Genomic DNA, 17,850 nt, shown 5'->3' on the forward strand with positions numbered 1-17,850 from the left:
GTCTTATAACCTTACTCCTAAAATCGTAATGTCATCTCGCTGATAAGAGTCATCTATCATGTACTCGCTTAGTTTGGTAAGTAATTCAATATCTTGGAGATGCAATTCTTTTTCTGCAATGTCTTGCAACCATTCTTTTAGTTTTGGAGAGCCTATTTTTTCTTTTGCAGGGTTGTTTTGGTCAGCAAAGCCATCAGTAGTAAGATAAATCATTGCCCCTTTGGGCAGATAAATGGTTTCTTGGGAGAAAGGTAAATAGGCAACGTTTCGTCCACCTCCAAGCGATCTTTTGTTTCCTGCTAAAGTTTCCAACTGTCCATTCACCACGTAATAAAGCGGTCTTTTCGCTCCCGCATAGGTAACTTTGGTTTGATTTTGCCCGTTTTCATCATTTTGTTTTTCTAATAAACAAAGCCCTATGTCCATACCGTCATCATTGACCTTGTTATCTTGTTTGAGAGCTAACCTTATGCCCATGTGTAGCTCCTCCAAAATTTGTGAAGGTTCGTAAATTCTTCTTGATACTATATCATTGAGTAGGGTATTGCCAATGATAGACATAAAGGCACCCGGTACCCCATGCCCTGTGCAATCTACCACTGCCAGAAAGGTTTTATCCTCTATTTGCTTGCACCAATAAAAATCACCTGAAACTATGGCTTGCGGTAAAAAAATTACAAAATAATCTCCTAAGACATTTTTTAGCAAATGGTCATCAGGGAGGATAGCCTGTTGGATTTTCTCGGCGTAGCGGATACTGCTCAAAATGTTCTCATTGTTTTGGGCTATTTTTTTGTTTGCCTCTTGTAAGTTATTGTGATTGGCGTAGTTATCCAAAGCGATAGAAGTAAAGGTACTGAGCGTTTTTAGTATGCTCAAATTTTCTTGGGTGTAAGCGTTTTTCTTATAACTCTGCAAGGTCATTACCCCTATGCACTCTTCTTCTATCATCAGTGGCAAGTAAATCAATGACTTAGGTTGATTTTTGATAGAGGCATTGAGTTTCCCATTTGGAATGTATAGATTATATTCTTTGTCAAAGTCATTGATAAAAATTTCTTTTTTATTCTCGATACACCATAGCGAAAGATGCTGCCCTTCGCTGGTAGAAAAATCATGGTAATAAGTGGTGATTCGCTTTTTTTCTGAAAACCCTTGGAAAACAATTTTCTTAGTCTGTTTATCTATGACCCCTACTCTAAACATATCTACCTCTACTAAGTCAGAAATATTGTCAAAAACCGTTTCTATAAAAAATTCGTGATGTGAGAGGCTGGTAATTTTTTGCCCTATCTCACTGATGACTTGAATATCGTGCAATGCTTTCTCGATTTGATTTCTCTGTTCGGAGATAGCCTTGTTCGCCTCTTCCAAGTATTCATTTTTAGCAATAATATCTTGTTTTTGTGCTAAAATTTCTTCTTGTTTAGTTTGTAACTCCTCGTTGATTTTCAAAATTTCATCTTTTTGTTGAGAAATCTCCAAAGTGCGCTCTTTGACTTGCTCTTCCAATCGCTTGTTTTGCAGTTCTATCTGGTAAACTCTTACTTTGTAAACTCCAAAAACCACTGCTCCAATGACTAATAAAACCAACAGACGAAACCACCAAGTGTCCCAAATAGCTTTTTGAATTTCTACTGCAATTTGGGCAGGAACTTCGCTCCAAACACCATCATTGTTGCTTGCTCTGACTAAAAACGTATATTTCCCGCTCGGCAAGTTGGCATACGTGGCAGTTCTTGCCTTGCTTGGTTTTGTCCAGTCTTGGTCATATCCGTCCAATTTCCACTGATATTCATTTTTTTCACTATGCCGAAAATTTAAAGCGACAAAATCAAAAGTAATCGTATTTTGCTCATGCGTTAAGGAAATTTTTTCGGTAGCTGAGATATGAAATTTTAAAGGAGAATCGGGCGTGCCTACTTCTACCTTTTTCCCATTGATACGCAAATGAGTGAAGTAAACCAGCGGCTTAATCATATTATTTTCTACAGAATCAGGTAAAAAAGCATTGAAGCCCATGTTCCCACCAAAATACATCTTGCCCGCATGGTTCTTAAAAAATGCACCTGTATTAAACTCATTAGACTGTAGGTTGTCGTATTGGTCGTAGTTGTGAAACTGGTTTTCTTCTGTCCAAAAATGAGAAATTCCCATATTGGTACTTAGCCACAAATAACCTTTTTTGTCCTCTAAAATGCCATGAATGATATTGCTGGGCAATCCGTCATTGCGATTAAAATTAGAAAAAATACCCTTTTTTTTGTCCAATTTATCTAAACCACCATGCGTACCTATCCATATATTTCCTTGCTTATCTTCATAAAGGCATTTGATACTATTGTGGCTTAGCGAAAGAGAATCGCCTGCTTGGTTCTTGAATATGGTAAATTGTTCTGTTTTTTTGTCAAATCGGTTTAACCCTCCCCCGCTTGTCCCTATCCACAAGATGCCTTCTCGGTCTTGGAGAATGGCTTGCACGGTGTTATCACTCAAGGAGTTATTTGGATTTTGGGTAATATTTTGGAATATAGTAAAGGTATTTTTTTCAGGATTGTATTTATTTAAGCCTCCTTCCAAAGTCCCTATCCACAAGATGCCCTGCTCATCTTCCCAAAGCGAAAGGATGTGGTTATCGTTAAGCGTTTGCTGTTTGTCGAGGTCTTTTTTAAAAACTTGGAAAGTTCCTCTTTTTTCATCAAAATAATTTAATCCGTTGCTTGTGCCTATCCAAAGTCCACCTTTTTTGCTTGGAAAAATACAGGTAATATAGTCATCACTTAGCGTATTTTTGTTAGCAGGATTATGTTTGAAAACAGTAAATTTCTTATTTTTTAAGTCGTATCTATTCAGTCCTCCCCCTGTCCCAATCCACAAAACGGCATTTTTTTCCTCATAAAAAGCATTGACTATGTTGTTTGATAGAGAGTTGGGATTTTCTGATTCGTGTCTAAAAAGTTCAAACTTATCTCTGCCCTCGTCGTATATGCTTAGTCCTCCGCCTTGCGTACCTACCCAAACCGTACCTGTTTTATCTACAAAGATTTGATTTACCAAATCTCTGCTAAGTGTTTGCGGATTTTTAAAATCATTTTTATACACTTGAAACTTCATTTTAGCAAATTGGGTCGGAGCGTAAATTTTTACTATCCCGCCGCCCAGCGTTCCCAACCAAAGATTTTGCTCGGAGTCTGCTACTATACTTGTAATTTGGTTAAAATCGAGGTCTTCTGTATGATTAGGATAAGGTTTAAAAGTAAAAAATTGATTATCAGGAGTGATAATTCTCAATCCTTTAATAGAGCCAATCCAATAGTTGCCTTTGGTGTCTTGGTAAATACTCTGTATAAACTCGTATTTGAGGGAATCGGGATAAAGCGAGAAAGATTGAAAATCCTTCCTGTCTGGAGTGCATATCATGATGCCTGAGCCGTAGGTGCCTGCCAAAATATTACCAGCTTTGTCTTGAAACAGTGCTTTGACGGTAGCATACTTTTCTATGTCATAAAAAGAGGAGAACTGAAAGTGCGTAAATTTTTTTCTTTCTTTGTCTAAGCGAGAGATGCCTTCTTCTGTCCCCACCCACAAGTAGCCTTCTCTATCTTCTAAAAGGCTATATACTTGGTTATTAATCAGACTTGCCGCAGAGTCTTGGTAGTGCTTGTAGGTGATAAAAGTATAAGTTTTTCGGTCAAAACGATTCAAGCCATTTTGCGTTCCTATCCACAAATTTCCTGCTCGGTCTTCATGAATTGCCCAGATGACATTATTAGAAATGCTTTTCGGGTTTTTAGGGTTGTGCTTAAAATGTGTAAATTCATAGCCGTCATATAGGTTCAATCCATCATGTGTGCCTATCCAAATAAAGCCTTTTGAATCTTGGAAAATGCAAGTAGCATTATTGTTAGAAAGTCCATCTTCTACGGAAAGTTGATAAAACTTGGGTGCTTCTTCCTGAGCCAGTAGCAAGGAGCAAGAGAGCAAAGAAAATATGCAACCCAATAAGTATTTCATTATCAAGCGATAGTGAGTAAAATGTATAATAAAAGTAACCTCCCTAAGAAGGTAGCCTTTGAGTTGGCAGGGTAAAAATACAATAAAACAATCTAAAAATACAAGCTGACAGTAGGCAAAACACTGCCAGCTTGTAAATTTTTTTACAAAGAAATTATAAATTCCCTCTCAACGCCTGCTCTCTCTCAATAGACTCAAAAAGTGCTTTAAAATTTCCTTTGCCAAAAGAGGTAGCTCCTTTGCGTTGGATTATTTCAAAAAACAAAGTAGGTCTATCCACCAAGGGTTTTGTAAAAATTTGCAGTAAATAGCCCTCCTCGTCCCTATCTACTAAGATATTGAGTTTCTTTAATGCCTCTAACTCCTCATCTATCTTTCCTACACGCTCAAAAAGGTCATCATAGTAGGTTTCAGGAACATATAGAAAATCCACCCCTCTATCTCTTAGGCTACTTACCGTACTGATAATGTCATCAGTAGCAATGGCAATGTGCTGCACGCCTGCTCCTTCGTAAAACTCCAAATACTCCTCTATTTGAGATTTTCTTTTTCCTTGTGCAGGTTCGTTGATTGGGAATTTGACATACCCTGAGCCATTAGCAACTACTTTGGACATCAAGGCACTGTATTCGGTGGAAATATCTTTATCGTCAAAGGTAATCAGTAGCTTGAATCCCATGACCTTTTCGTAAAATTCTACCCACTTATTCATCTCCCCTAATTGGACGTTGCCTACGCAATGGTCGACGTGCTTCAAACCAATAGGATTGACGTTCATTCTGGATTTGACGGGTATATAGCCCGGCATAAATGCTCCTTTGTAGTGAGTTCTTTCTACGAAAGTATGCAAAGTTTCACCGTAAGTATGAATACTTGCCACTACCACCTCCCCAAATTCGTCTTTGAGGGTATGTGGAGGCATGGCTTCTTTTGCACCGCGACTCATGGCATTATAAAAGGCACTTTCCGCATCATCTACCCACAAAGCCAAAACTTTTACTCCGTCACCATGCTTTTTTACGTGTTCGGCAATAGGCGAATGAGAGTGCAAAGCCCCTGTGAGTACAAATCTCAGCTTGTTTTGTTGGAGTACATACGAAACTTTGTCTTTTACTCCTGTTTCCGGACCGCAATAAGCTACCAATTCAAAGCCAAAAGCACTTTGATAATAGTAGGCGGCTTGTTTAGCATTGCCCACATAAAACTCTATGTGGTCTGTGCCGTTCAAAGGCATAAAATCTTGCGTTGTCATTTGCATTTATTGGTTAGTTTGATTTATGCCGCAATGTACGCAAAATTTTAGATTAAATTAAATAGCCTGCATCATTATTCTATATCTATTTGATTAGCATGACTTTATCAGAAAAAGGATACTGTTCCGTCATCTGCCACTGAGCAAGCACTACGGGAATATTTCCTATGGCATTGAACTGGTCTAAGAAAGTTTTGATTTGAAAGGGCTTGTTTTCTTCTTCTTGTTTTTTTGCAAATTCCATGATAGCATTTTCTATCAAATACTTACCTGTAATGTAGCTTGTTCCATAACCCGGCTGGCGCATGTAAAGGTGTTGCTCAAAAATACGTAGTTCTTTTTCTGTTTTCATCCAGCCTCTTGGTGTGTATTCGGTATGAATGTTTCCTGCCTCTTCCATAGTCATTAGGTTGGCGTGGGCATACAACGAACCCAAGCCACGCGCAGCACGCTGGGCAAGCATGATATAGACGATTTCTTTCACCCTTGGAGCGTCATCGTACAACCCTGCTTGCATAAACATCTCCTCTACCGCAGTCGCAATGCCCTCATTATGAGAATCAAAAATGTTGTATAACAAGGGACTGCGGCGAATTTCGCTTTGATGCGGTTCTTTGTCCATCTGGGCTAACTCAAACCAATGATAAAAGTGTGAGTAAAGAGGACGGGGGTCATAGTGAGCAGTAATCCAAAAGAAATGTCGTTTTTCTTTGGGAATGTATTTTCCCAAATGCGCTCTTAACGCAGGCTCAAAATAAGGTTTCGTACTAAGTATTTCCTCTTTTTCCAAAAATTTTAACAAACTTTGGGCAGATTGTTTAGCTAATTTTTGGTAGGCTTCTGGCGAATCTGCATCGATAAGTTCAGGCAGTTTCCTATTCCGATGCTCTTCCAGTTTCAAGGCAGACCAAGCGCGAGCAAGTTCTCTTTTGAGGAGCATAACTTCCTGCTCCCAAGTAAGTGGTACTAAATGCACATTTTGCTGATACCAAGTGTAGTTCTCTTTTCCGATGCCCGATGCCCCATTTTTTGACTTGGCTTGTGCTTCTAACCAACTTACCAGTGCCTCGGTGGACTGTATCGCTTGATTGATTGTTGCGACCAACTCATTATCTTCTTTGACAGAGGGGAAATTGAGCAGTTCTTGCAAATCTTTACTTTGAGAGCGAATATCCCTAATCCCAGCAATCCATAAATCTTTGGCATTGCCTACTAAGTTTACCTTTGCTTGTTCGTTGAGTGGCGGAATCACTTGCAAGGCTTTGATTAGCTTCTTTTTTTCCTCTTCGCTCAAAGGGAAAGTATAAGTCCAAAGGTCAATAATGGCATGATGAATAGGTCCTTCATGGGCGGGAACATCGCTGCGTTCTGTCCAAACGGACTTGTAGAAAGCAGGGTCTCTTTCCCAAGGTCTAAGTATGCGGTAGTTAAAATCAAAACCGTTCATCTCTGCCTTTACGATGCACCAGTCCACTTTCTGCTCCACTGTCCACTTTGCTGTGTCCATAGACAAAAGTTTGGCTTGCAAGTGTTTGAAAGTAGGCATTCTCTGCTCAAAAGTAGAAACGGTATAATCAGGCGCCCCCTCACGAAGCGGAGGTGTTTCAAAGTTTCTCCATTCCCTAAACAATGCTACCAAATCTTCATATTTGGCTGGGACTAATTGTGGTAGGGCAGTCTGTGGCAAAGTAGATGGCTCGTTGGCACAGCTTTGTAACACCAGATAAAGAAACCACAGCGAAAAAAGTTTGAATAGATGTTTCATGTGCAAATCAGAGATTAGATACTCAAAAGAACATATTTGCATTTATGCGAAAGGCTTACTTTTCAGTTATTTAGCATCGCATAAATGCAATTTTATATTCAGATTAGACTTCTTGCGAAAGTGTTTTTTTATCGCCTTTCCCCTGCCTCTCCTTTTGAGAGGGAAATAGGCGCTTTCGCAAGAACTCTTTTGTAAAAGATTATTTATTTCAAGGCTTCTTTCATAAAGCTACTTACATCGTCTTTCATTTTTATTAGCGAAGGCTTGTGAATATACATCATGTGTCCAGCCTCATAATAAGTCATTTTGATATTGTTTCTCAATGACTTGTCTAAAAAAAGGTGATTCATGGTATAGTCCGTAGCAAAGTAGGGCGTTGCCAAGTCGTAGTATCCATTGCAAACTAATACCTTGAGGTAAGGATTTTTTGATATGGCACTTCGCATCGTTTCTGCTACGTTTAAGTATTGATTTTGTACGTTGTTGTAATTCCAAGGTTGTACTCTGCTGGTCAAGATTTCATAAGGTAAGTCGTTTTCGTATTTCAAAACCCTACGTACATAGTCATTAATCGCCATAGTGTAAGGACCTGAAATCGCTCCCGCCAAACTTGGGTCGTACTCGTTGCGTTCTCCTGCATAGTCATAGTCTTTGCCTTTGATTCTGCTGTCCAGTCTGCCTACGGTTTCGGAGTCCTTGCGTTTGAGTTCCTTGCAAAAGCGTTGGATTTCTATACGCAAGTTGGTTTGCTTGATATACTCAGGTGATAAGCCTGTGTATTTGGCTAACTTATTGGTGATATTAGTTTCTTCTGCCTCAGTGAGCTTTTCTCCTTTCATGAGGGCAAGCGTATATTCGCCCATAGCAAACTGCTCTACCTCAGCTAAGAAGGCTTTTAAGTCTTTGTATTCAGGGCTTACTTTTTTATGATACCAAGCGGTAGCGGCATAGGTAGGCAAAAATAAGATAAAAGGTAGGTCATTCCCTTTTTCAAAACGAGCAGTTTGGAAATTGAGAATGGAAGAAATCAAAACTAAGCCATTGAGATACAAGCCGTGACGGTCTTGCAGATAGCCTGAAAGTCCTGCGGCTCTGGTAGTCCCGTAGCTTTCTCCTGCCAGAAACTTAGGAGAGTTCCAACGCTGAAAACGCGTAGTAAATAATCTGATAAAATCTCCCACAGAGGTAATATCCTCTACATATCCGTGGAACTCTTTTTTATCTACTCCTTCGGCTGGGCGGCTGTAGCCTGTAATCACAGGGTCTATGAAAACCAAATCTGTTTCATCAAGCCAAGTGTATTCGTTATCTACTACCTCGTAAGGCGGTTTAGTCATTTCCCCTTCGTCGGTCATTAGGATTCTCTTCGGTCCTAAAGCCCCCATGTGTAACCATACAGAAGAAGAACCCGGACCTCCATTAAAAGAAAAAGTGATAGGACGGGTGCGGGGGTCAGTAACGCCTTCTTTGGCATAGTAGATAAAGAAAATGTTAGCTTTAGGCTTACCATCTTCCTCACGCATGAGCATATAGCCCGTAGTAGCTTTGTAGTTAATTACTTGACCTTTGACCCTGATACTGTGCGAAGTAACAGAAAGACTTGGCTCTGGTGTGTTTTTGTCAGCTACAGCAGTCTTGGGCTTATCCTGAGCCTCTAACTGCCAAATAATAAATAGATTAAGCAACAAAAAGTATATTTTTCTCATCGGCATATAATTTAGAGTGAATCAAAAATAAAAGTAAAGAATAGTTTTAATTTCGGTGTAATTTTAGGTGAAAATTATTCTAATATAAAGAACTTATCTGTATTTTGTCTGTTTTATCAGCAATAGAGATTTTTCTAATAATTTTAAAACCTTATGAACCATTACGATTATATCATTATTGGAGGAGGGTGCGCAGGATTGAGTTTAGCTTATCAACTGAATCAGAGCAAATTAAAAGACAAAAAAATATTAATCATAGACAAAGAGCAGAAAAACAAAAACGACCGCACTTGGTGTTTTTGGACTGATGAAGCTACTCCTTTTGACCATATTGTTTTTCGTCAATGGAAAATTATAGAATTTCTTAGCGATGATTTTACTCTCCATGCTCCCCTGAAAAACTTTACCTACAAGATGATTCGCGGGATTGATTTTTACCAAGAGTGTTTGCAAAAAATCGCAGCAAATCCCAATATAGAGATAGTAAATGATGAAGTAGTGGATTGGCAGGAAGATAGTGAAAAAGTAATGGTTCAGACTTCTCAACAAGGCTACTCTGCGGACTGGGTATTTGATTCTCGCTTTGACGGAAGGCAGTTTTCTGCGGATATGCCTCACAATCACTACCTTATTCAGCACTTCAAAGGTTGGGTAGTGGAAACTGAGGAGAAAAGTTTTGATACGAGCAGAATTAGAATGTTTGATTTTCGCACTGAGCAGAGCAGAGAGGTACGCTTTTTTTATGTGCTTCCTTTTTCTGAAACGGAAGCCTTAGTCGAATATACCTTATTTTCTAAAAATCTTCTGCCCCATGAAGAATATGATGAGAAATTAAAGGATTATTTCTCCTATCAGCTTAAAATTAGTCAATACCAAATCAAAGAAATTGAATTTGGTACTATTCCTATGACAGATTACAAATTCCAAAGAAAACAAGGCAAAAGAATGATGAAAATTGGGGTAGCAGGAGGCAGAGCCAAACCCTCTACAGGTTATGCTTTTTTGCGGATTCAACAAGACACCGCTGAGATAATCAATTCATTAGTACAAAGCGGACACCCTTTTTATAAAGAAAAAAATGGAAAGCAGTTTGAGATTTACGATGCAATGATTTTGAATATTATGAATCGCAAAGGAGAGAGTATCAAGGAAATTTTTACAGATTTGTTCAGAAATAATCCTATTGAGCGGGTGCTGGCTTTTCTAAATGAAAAAACAAACTTTGTTACCGACTTGCAAATCATGGCTTCCGTGCCACCTATGCCTTTTTTAAAGTCTATACAAAATATTTTTTTGAGTAAAACTTTGGTCAAATAAGCGCTAAGTTAGGCTAATTTTAGAGAGAAGACGATGGTAGTTCCTTTATAGAGCGTGCTTTGTACGTTGATTTTCCCGCCGTTGTTTTCTACGAACTCTTTGCAAAGCAGTAAGCCCAAACCTGTTCCTTTTTCTCCTGAAGTACCGGGTGTGGAGCGGTTAGCAGGCGAAAATAAGTTTTTGAGCTGCTCCTCTGTCATGCCTATCCCTGTATCGCTTACTGCTATTTCTACTTCTTTGCCGTTGATGATATATGAAAAGCTAATACTTCCTTTGATAAAAGAAAACTTAATTGCATTATTTAATAAGTTTCTCAGAATAAGCCTCAACTGATTTTTGTCAGCCAATACAAACATAGGACTATCTATCTGATTGACTATTTGCAAGGCTTTTTGCTTAGCTACTTCTTGGTAAAAGTTAATGGTTTCGGTGATGATTTCACCCAATTCTACTTTTTCTATGTTGGTATTTCCTCCCTTCATCTGCGAAAGCGACCATTGCAGGAGATTGTCCAAAGTGTAAGAAATGCTTTCTATATTTTTCTGCATTTGCTTGGAAACCAATTCTATTTCTTTGGGAGAGAAGGCATTTTCCTTCATCAGTTCCAATGTGCTTTTAAGTGTGTTAAAAGGGCTACGAAGGTCATGCGAGATAATAGAAAATAGCTTATCTTTGGTGGCATTGAGGTTTTTAAGTGCCTCATTTTTAGCATTTAATCTGTCATTGATTTTCTTTCTTTGGTAGTTAGAATAGAACAATACGGCTATAAAAGCCAAAGTAACTCCCAAGCTAAAAATCCATATATTCCTCCAAAGATTTTGATTTTCAATTTCTTGCTGTTTAATAATGTTATCTTTTTGCAAGGATTCTATTTCTGATTGTTTTTTGTCCAATTCAAATTTCTGCTGTAACTGATTGATTATTTTATTTTTATCTTCGCTAAAAAGGCTGTCCATCATGGTCAGAGCCGAGTCTGCATAGAGAAAAGCCTTTTTAAAATCTCCTTTTTTGTAGAAAAGCTCTTTCAAAGTTTGCAGATTGTCTTTAACTTGTGGATTAAAGCCAAATTTTTTATTGAACTCAAGTGCTTTCTGTGCGAAATACTCTGCTGAGTCAAATTTACTCAATTCTGTGTATGTTTTGGCAAGTGCGTTATACGAATAGGCTATTCCCTCGTAGTCTTGTATTTCTTGCTCTACTTTGAGGGCTTGGTACTGAAAAAGATTAGATTTTTGGTATTCACCAATATCATAATACACATCGCCAATATTGTTGAGAGAAACTCCGACACGGTGCTTATCTTGTTGCTTCTCTGCCTCTATTAAGCCTTTCCAAAAATAATCTAAGGCTTTACTAAGCTGTTTTTTTTGATAGTAAATAACCCCAATGTTATTGAGTGTGATAGATAGTTTTGAATTATCATTAATAAAATGGTCTATTTTGAAAGATTGCTCATAGTATTTTAAGGCTTTGTCTATTTCTCCTTTGGCAGAGTAAACCACGCCCAAATTGTTCAAATCTCGGGAGATTCCTGTTTGATTGCCTAACTCTTCATCTATTTTCAAGGCTTGGAGCGTGTATTCTATGGACTTAGGATAATCGCCTATGGTTAGATTAAGACTCCCCCAATGAGCTAAAAATTCTGCTTCTTTTAGAAGATTATGATTTTTTTGGGCTAAAGTTAATCCTTTTTGAATGAATTGGAGGCAGTTGGCAGATGTATGCTGACAGTTTTGCAATAAGCTACTCAGTATTTCTAAGTGCAAGCTATCTGAAAGTTGCTTTTTTTCCAATAAAGCTTGTAAGCTATCCACCTTCTTGCTGTTTTGAGCAAAAGCAAGAAAGAAAGAACATAAAAAAAACAACGACAATATGAAATCCTTTTTGAAATACATGAGTTTAGGTGCGTAGGATTGAGCAGACTTCAAACTTATTGATGAATAAAGATAAAAAAATATAGCCATTTTTATTGAAGCAGGAAAACTTATTTATCAGCCCCAAAAGGTTACATCAATAACCGCTCAATGTCTGCCTGTGTTAGCTGTTTTACAAAACTTTCCTCTGTAGTAATTAGTTCACTTGCTAACTTGATTTTGCCTTGCTGAAGAAGTAAGATTTTTTCTTCAACTGTATTTTTAGTAATAAATTTATAAATAAGTACCTTGTTTTCTTGTCCTATCCTATGCGCTCTGTCTATGGCTTGGGCTTCTACGGCTGGATTCCACCAAGGGTCGAGCAGGAAAACGTAGTCTGCCGCAGTCAGGTTTAGCCCTGTACCTCCTGCTTTCAAAGAAATCAGAAAAACAGGGATACAGGCATTTTTTTGGAATAAGTCCACTTGCTCTTGTCTATCTTTGGTCGCCCCGTCTAAGTAAGCATAACGCACATTCCTTTTTTCTAATTCTTGGCGAATGATGGTAAGATGCTTAACAAATTGGCTGAAGATAAGCACTTTATGCTTTTCGCTCAGAGCAGTTTCCAATTTATGCAGTACATCTCTTAGCTTGCCAGAGTCGCCTTCATAGCCTTCTTCTATCATGCGGGGGTGATTAGCCACTTGACGAAGTTTTGTTAAGCCCTGTAAGACAATGAGTTGGGACTGTGCCAAGCCTTGCTTTTCTATCAGGTCTAAGATTTGGTTGCGGTAGTGCGACTTGATTTCTTCATATTTTTTCTCTTGCAATTCACTCATTTCTGAGTAGTGGATATGCTCCTCTTTGTCTGGCAAGTCTTTGGCTACTTGGGATTTATGCCTTCGCAATACAAAAGGTTTGATGATAGTCTGTAACTTTTGCAATTTGCTCAGGTCTTGGTTTTTTTCTATAGGTTGTAAAAATTCTTTTTGGAAAAAAGACTGACTACCCAGCAAACCTCCATTCACAAAGGACATTTGCGACCACAAGTCCATAGTGCTGTTTTCTATGGGCGTACCTGTAAGCACCAGTCGGAATTTTGATTTTAACTCTCTGACAAGCTGCGAAATAGCAGATTCAGGATTTTTAATCGCTTGGGATTCGTCCAAGATAACATAATGAAAATAAAACTGTTTGAGTATTTCTATATCCAAACGCACTATGCCATAAGAAGTTAAAACAAGGTCATAGTAGTTGAAAATTGCGGTATTTTTAATTCGATTGGTTTTGTTATAGATAAGGATTTTTAGCTTTGGCGTGAACTTGTTTGCTTCCATTTCCCAGTTGTAAAGCAAGGAAGTAGGCATAACGAGCAAAGAAACAGGTTTAGTTTCTCCATTTTTTTCTGCATTTTCTTTTTGTGCTTGAAGGAGAGCTAAGGTTTGTACGGTTTTCCCCAAACCCATGTCATCAGCTAAGCATCCTCCAAAGCGATATTGATTCAAAAACATCAGCCAGTTGAAACCCGCTTTTTGGTAAGGGCGAAGTTCTCCTCTGAAATGCACAGGCAGCTGGCTATCTTCTATTTGCTCAAAATCACGCAGTTGTTCTAATTTTCTGCTCATAGCTACCTGAGCATAGCCTCCCGTCTGAAGCTCTTGCACAAGCGATAAGTGGTGTTTTTTTAAGGTAAAGGCATCTGTTTTTTCATCTATAAAATGCATCAAATCGCCATATTGGGTAAACCACGCTTCTGGAATCACCGCAATTTCTCCATTGGGCAGAGTAAATTCGTACTTGCCGCTTAAAATCAGTTTACGGATTTTTAAGAAAGGAATTTCAAAATCTCCAAAAGTAACTTTGGCATTGATATCGAACCAATCATAATTTTCTTTAATTTCCAAATTGATGTGAGTTTTACCTACAAAATACCTTTTTTCTTCCTTGCCTTGTTGATAAATAACGATTCCTTCTTCTCTGAGCCATGTCTGATGTTCACTAAGCCACTGAAAAGCAAGGGTTTTTTCTAAGGCAACTTTGCCATTTTTTAAGGGTAAACCCTGAGCTATTAAACTAATTTGTATGCCTTCTTCTTTGAGCAGATTTCGCTTAACCCTGTAAAAAGTATAATTTTCCTGATATTTTTCTAACTGCACATTCACAGGGTTTAGGTTATCTGCCTTGAATCTGTATCCCTTGTAATCAAAAATTAATTCAAAAACAATCTTGCCAATGTTGCTTTCTAACTCTCTGTCTCCACCAAAAAGCGAAGTCGTGCTATTCCCTGCCAGCTCATAAAAATATAAAATGGGTTTTAACTCAGTTTCTATCGTTTTGATTTCAAAGCCTTTGGCATATACGTCAAAGCTTTCAATGAGAGGGGTAACAAATTTTTTGTAATAATCTTCTTCTAATTTTCTGGGGACAGCAATAAATTTTTTGTTCAAAAAAGGTTTTAGCTTATGCCCATCTACTTCTTTTTCAAAATGATATAAATGCCCTTTTAGTAATAGCCATGCAGGTTCGCTACAAATAAGCATAGCGTTTTGGTATTGGAACTCCAGTTTTTCTCCTTTGTGCTTAATAGTAGGGAAATAGTGTGTATCTTCCTCATTTCTACGGAAATGGAAAAGCACAGTAGCTTTTTCTTTTTCTATGTGTATTCTTTTGTTAGTGGGGTTGCCGTCATTGCCCATCTCAAAAAGCAACTTCCCTTTGAGCTTTTCTAAAATCAAGGCTCGCTTTCTCTCTAAACTTTGGTGAATGGTATTTTGCAAGACTTTGTCGCCCGTTTTCGCATCATATACTTTGAGGAAAAAGGCATTGGGCAGCATTTTTTTATTGGAATACTGGCGCGTAACTGCATCTTGCTGAATAGAATCCATGAGTTTGATGAGTTCATAATCCGTTTCATTTAGCCCACTTGCAAACTCTGCTGCATTTTGTGAAGAGATGTTTTGGTACTTCAAAGTCAGACGCCTATTGGCATCTAATTGCACCACAAAAGACTCAAAAAGAAAACCTAAAAATTGGTGCTGAAACAGAGAATAAACTATTTGGAATGGTTCTAATGGTGAAACTATCATAATCAGGTATAGATGGATACAATTAAAATACTGTCATACAAGGTATTGCATTTAGTAGAGATGTTAAAAGGAAAGAGATAGAGAAAAAAAAACTATACTCATTCTCCAAAATTGGAGAATTTTCGTAGAAAATGCAAACTACACAAGAGAAAAAACTTTATTTAATCCAAAAGGGCAATGGATATTTCATTTTTTTCTGCCTTGTAGTCAAACTTGCAATCACTATACTTAGGGGCAGAAAAGGTTGGTTTGAAGTTATTGGAAAAGGCATAAGGCTCTTTGGGAATCCCAAACATTCCTGTATTGAGCTTTTTATCTCCATTTTTATCTTGGTAAACGGCGATAGCGTATTCTCCATATTCCAAATCTGTAATGGAAAGCACCACAGTATTTTTCCCTTCAGGTTTGATTTCATAACCCTTGTAAGCGATGTCGCCTTTGGGAAAGTTGTCTTGTGGGCGATATACACCTACCCGAATGGTCGCTTGTGTGTCTTTGACGTTGGTAAAAGTGATTTTCAAAGGTTTGCGTTCTTGCTTGTACGCACAGAGAAACAAAAATAAAGAAAGATAGATGAGATAGTGAAGTGCTTTCATAAGTATTTCAAGATTTAGGCATTATATTATTTGTTATAAACCAATTAAGATAATTTTAGTTCAGAAGTAAGAGTTTCTATGCAAAAGAAAATTTACACAAGTACTTGCTTTTATATCCAATATTTTTCTGTTATTTTAGAACATTAGATTGCTATGTTTTAATGCAAAAATATTGGTTAAGTGCAGTACTGTTGCTGTTATTTATATCTGCTAAGGCACAAGACGTTATCCAAATCAATGGTGAGCAGAAAACCATTGATTTGGGTAAGTACGTGCAGTACTATGAGGATAAAAGCAGAAAGTTAGTATTTAATGAAATTAGACAAGTTACTTTTCAGAAGTTTGCGCAACAGTTTCCTGAGGAGATACTCAATTTAGGAGCAACTGCTTCTGCTGTTTGGATAAAGATAATTCTTGATAAAAAAAGTAAGGAGCGGTATTACTTGCAAATTGATAACACTAATCTTGACAGCGTACTTTTCTATTTTCCAGATGCAGAGGGTAAGTATCAAGTGAAAATGACGGGTAAAAAGTTCCCTTTGACGAGCGAAGATATACCCTCTACGCATTGTATCATCGCTTTGCCAGAAGTCCATAGTGAGCAACCTCAGACTTACTACTTGCGGCTCACCTCAGTCCGCTATATGAACTTAGAAATGCAACTAATATGTACTGACTTATTACCCACTGTGCTGATACAGCGTTATGCCTTAGAGTTATTATATTTTGGTATCATCATTTTAGCTATTATTTACAATTTGTTCATCTATATTTCGCTTAGGGACATCGCTTATCTGTACTATGTCATCTATACTTTTATTATTGCTTTTAATGTCTTTAATACGCGTGGTTACTTGAGCCTTTTTTTCCCTGACTACAGAGAAATTATTAATCAATATACTTATCTTTCCAGTGTTCTATATATTCCCTTTATCACTTTATTTACCATTCATTTTTTACACATCAAGCAATATAGCCAAGTTTTTTATCGCCTCTTACAAGTGCTTCTATGGATTGCTTGCCTGCAAGTCGTACTGACTTTGTTTAGAAAGGGGGATTTTATTTTCCAAAGTACGATTGGCTTTGTAGTTTTTAATATGATGTTTTATGTAACTACGGGAGCTTACTTTTTAGCCCAAAAACAGCCTTATGCAATTTACTACTTCAGTAGCTGGGGAATTTTTACTTTACTAACCATAGTAGGAGTATCTTTTTACATGGATTTTTTGCCATTTTACAGTTTTGTGAAGTACCTATACCCTACGGCTATTGTGTTGGAAACAGTCATTTCTTCTATGGCTATTTTTAATAGAATACAAATACTGAGAAAAAATAATGAGGAGATACAAAAGAAGAATATGGAACTCATCAAAGAGCAAAACCAAGTTTTAGAAGCAAAGGTAAAAGAAAGAACGGCGGAATTAGAAGGGAAAAATAAAGAAATAGAAACACAAAACTACGAACTTGCTGTGCAGAAAGAGGAAATACAAGCCTTTAGCGAGTTTTTGGAGGAAAAAGTCAGCGAGCGCACTCAGGAATTGCAGTTGGTTTTGGAAAATATCGTCAAGCAAAATCAAGACTTAGCACAGTTTTCCTACATCGTTTCGCACAACCTACGCGCACCAGTGGCACGTATTACAGGTTTGGTCAATATCTTTAACTATGAAAACTTTAATGATAATTTCAACAAGGAAATTTTACAAAAGCTTAAAGACACGTCCTTAGACTTAGATACAATCATCAAAGACCTCACCCAAATTGTTTCTATCCGCAATAGCTTGGACAAGACAAAGGAATATGTGGAATTGGACGACATTTTGGACATTAGCAAAGATATGCTTATAGACGAAATACAAAAGTCTAATGCCCAAATTACTTCGGATTTTTATATAGTGAGCAGCCTATATACGGTACGCAGCTACGTACAGGATATTTTTTATCAACTACTTTCCAATGCTATCAAGTACAGAAAAAATGGGCATGAATTAAAAATTCATTGTAGAACTGAATTAATAAATAACTATATTTGCTTGTCTGTTGCTGACAATGGTATAGGCATAGATTTGCAAAATATCGATAAATACAAAATTTTTGGGCTTTACCAACGCATGCACGACCATGTAGAAGGCAAAGGCATGGGACTTTTTTTAGTAAAAACGCAGATAGAATCCCTCAACGGACTGGTAGATGTGCAAAGCCAAGAAGGTGTAGGAAGCGTATTCCAAGTTTACTTCCCTAAGTAAATCAAAGATGATGGTTTT

9 protein-coding genes are annotated in these 17,850 nt (G+C 37.6%); 2 read left to right on the forward strand and 7 right to left on the reverse strand.

The genetic code is table 11. The features are described 5' to 3' along the window. Positions 1 to 3 precede the first annotated feature (3 nt). The 4 genes from BM141_RS00345 to BM141_RS00360 form a co-directional block, all read right to left on the reverse strand. Entirely contained in the window at positions 4 to 4,014 is a 4,011-nt protein-coding gene (locus BM141_RS00345; protein ID WP_091538230.1) for a two-component regulator propeller domain-containing protein, read from the reverse strand. A 154-nt stretch (positions 4,015 to 4,168) separates the two neighbouring features. Then, complete coding sequence (gene hppD, locus BM141_RS00350; protein WP_394331664.1) at positions 4,169 to 5,272, reverse strand: 4-hydroxyphenylpyruvate dioxygenase; 1,104 nt, start codon at positions 5,270 to 5,272, stop codon at positions 4,169 to 4,171. Between the two features lie 79 nt (positions 5,273 to 5,351). Continuing rightward, on the reverse strand, positions 5,352 to 7,031 hold the full coding sequence (locus BM141_RS00355; protein WP_091538232.1) for a hypothetical protein: 1,680 nt from the start codon (positions 7,029 to 7,031) through the stop codon (positions 5,352 to 5,354). A 203-nt stretch (positions 7,032 to 7,234) separates the two neighbouring features. Further along, a complete protein-coding gene (locus BM141_RS00360; RefSeq protein WP_091538233.1) occupies positions 7,235 to 8,737 on the reverse strand; it encodes a S10 family peptidase in 1,503 nt (500 codons plus the stop codon). A gap of 153 nt (positions 8,738 to 8,890) precedes the next feature. Between BM141_RS00360 and BM141_RS00365 the strand changes: the two genes are divergently transcribed. Beyond that, positions 8,891 to 10,054, forward strand: a complete 1,164-nt coding sequence (locus BM141_RS00365; RefSeq protein WP_091538235.1) for a lycopene cyclase family protein — start codon at positions 8,891 to 8,893, stop codon at positions 10,052 to 10,054. Between the two features lie 8 nt (positions 10,055 to 10,062). Here BM141_RS00365 and BM141_RS00370 read toward each other — a convergent pair whose 3' ends face one another. From BM141_RS00370 to BM141_RS00380, 3 genes are all read right to left on the reverse strand, one after another. Then, positions 10,063 to 11,868: a tetratricopeptide repeat-containing sensor histidine kinase gene (locus tag BM141_RS00370; RefSeq protein ID WP_177217216.1), complete on the reverse strand. Its 1,806-nt coding sequence runs from the start codon at positions 11,866 to 11,868 to the stop codon at positions 10,063 to 10,065. Between the two features lie 191 nt (positions 11,869 to 12,059). Continuing rightward, entirely contained in the window at positions 12,060 to 14,993 is a 2,934-nt protein-coding gene (locus tag BM141_RS00375) for a DEAD/DEAH box helicase (RefSeq protein ID WP_091538239.1), read from the reverse strand. 161 nt (positions 14,994 to 15,154) lie between these two features. Continuing rightward, positions 15,155 to 15,589 (reverse strand): DUF2141 domain-containing protein, encoded by a 435-nt coding sequence (locus BM141_RS00380; RefSeq protein ID WP_091538241.1) that lies wholly within the window; start codon positions 15,587 to 15,589, stop codon positions 15,155 to 15,157. A 161-nt stretch (positions 15,590 to 15,750) separates the two neighbouring features. Here BM141_RS00380 and BM141_RS00385 point away from each other — a divergent pair, with 161 nt between their 5' ends. After that, a complete protein-coding gene (locus BM141_RS00385) occupies positions 15,751 to 17,832 on the forward strand; it encodes a sensor histidine kinase (RefSeq protein ID WP_091538243.1) in 2,082 nt (693 codons plus the stop codon). Positions 17,833 to 17,850 lie beyond the last annotated feature (18 nt).

It is taken from the genome of Thermoflexibacter ruber (assembly GCF_900113045.1).
In the GTDB taxonomy this organism is placed as follows: domain Bacteria; phylum Bacteroidota; class Bacteroidia; order Cytophagales; family Thermoflexibacteraceae; genus Thermoflexibacter; species Thermoflexibacter ruber.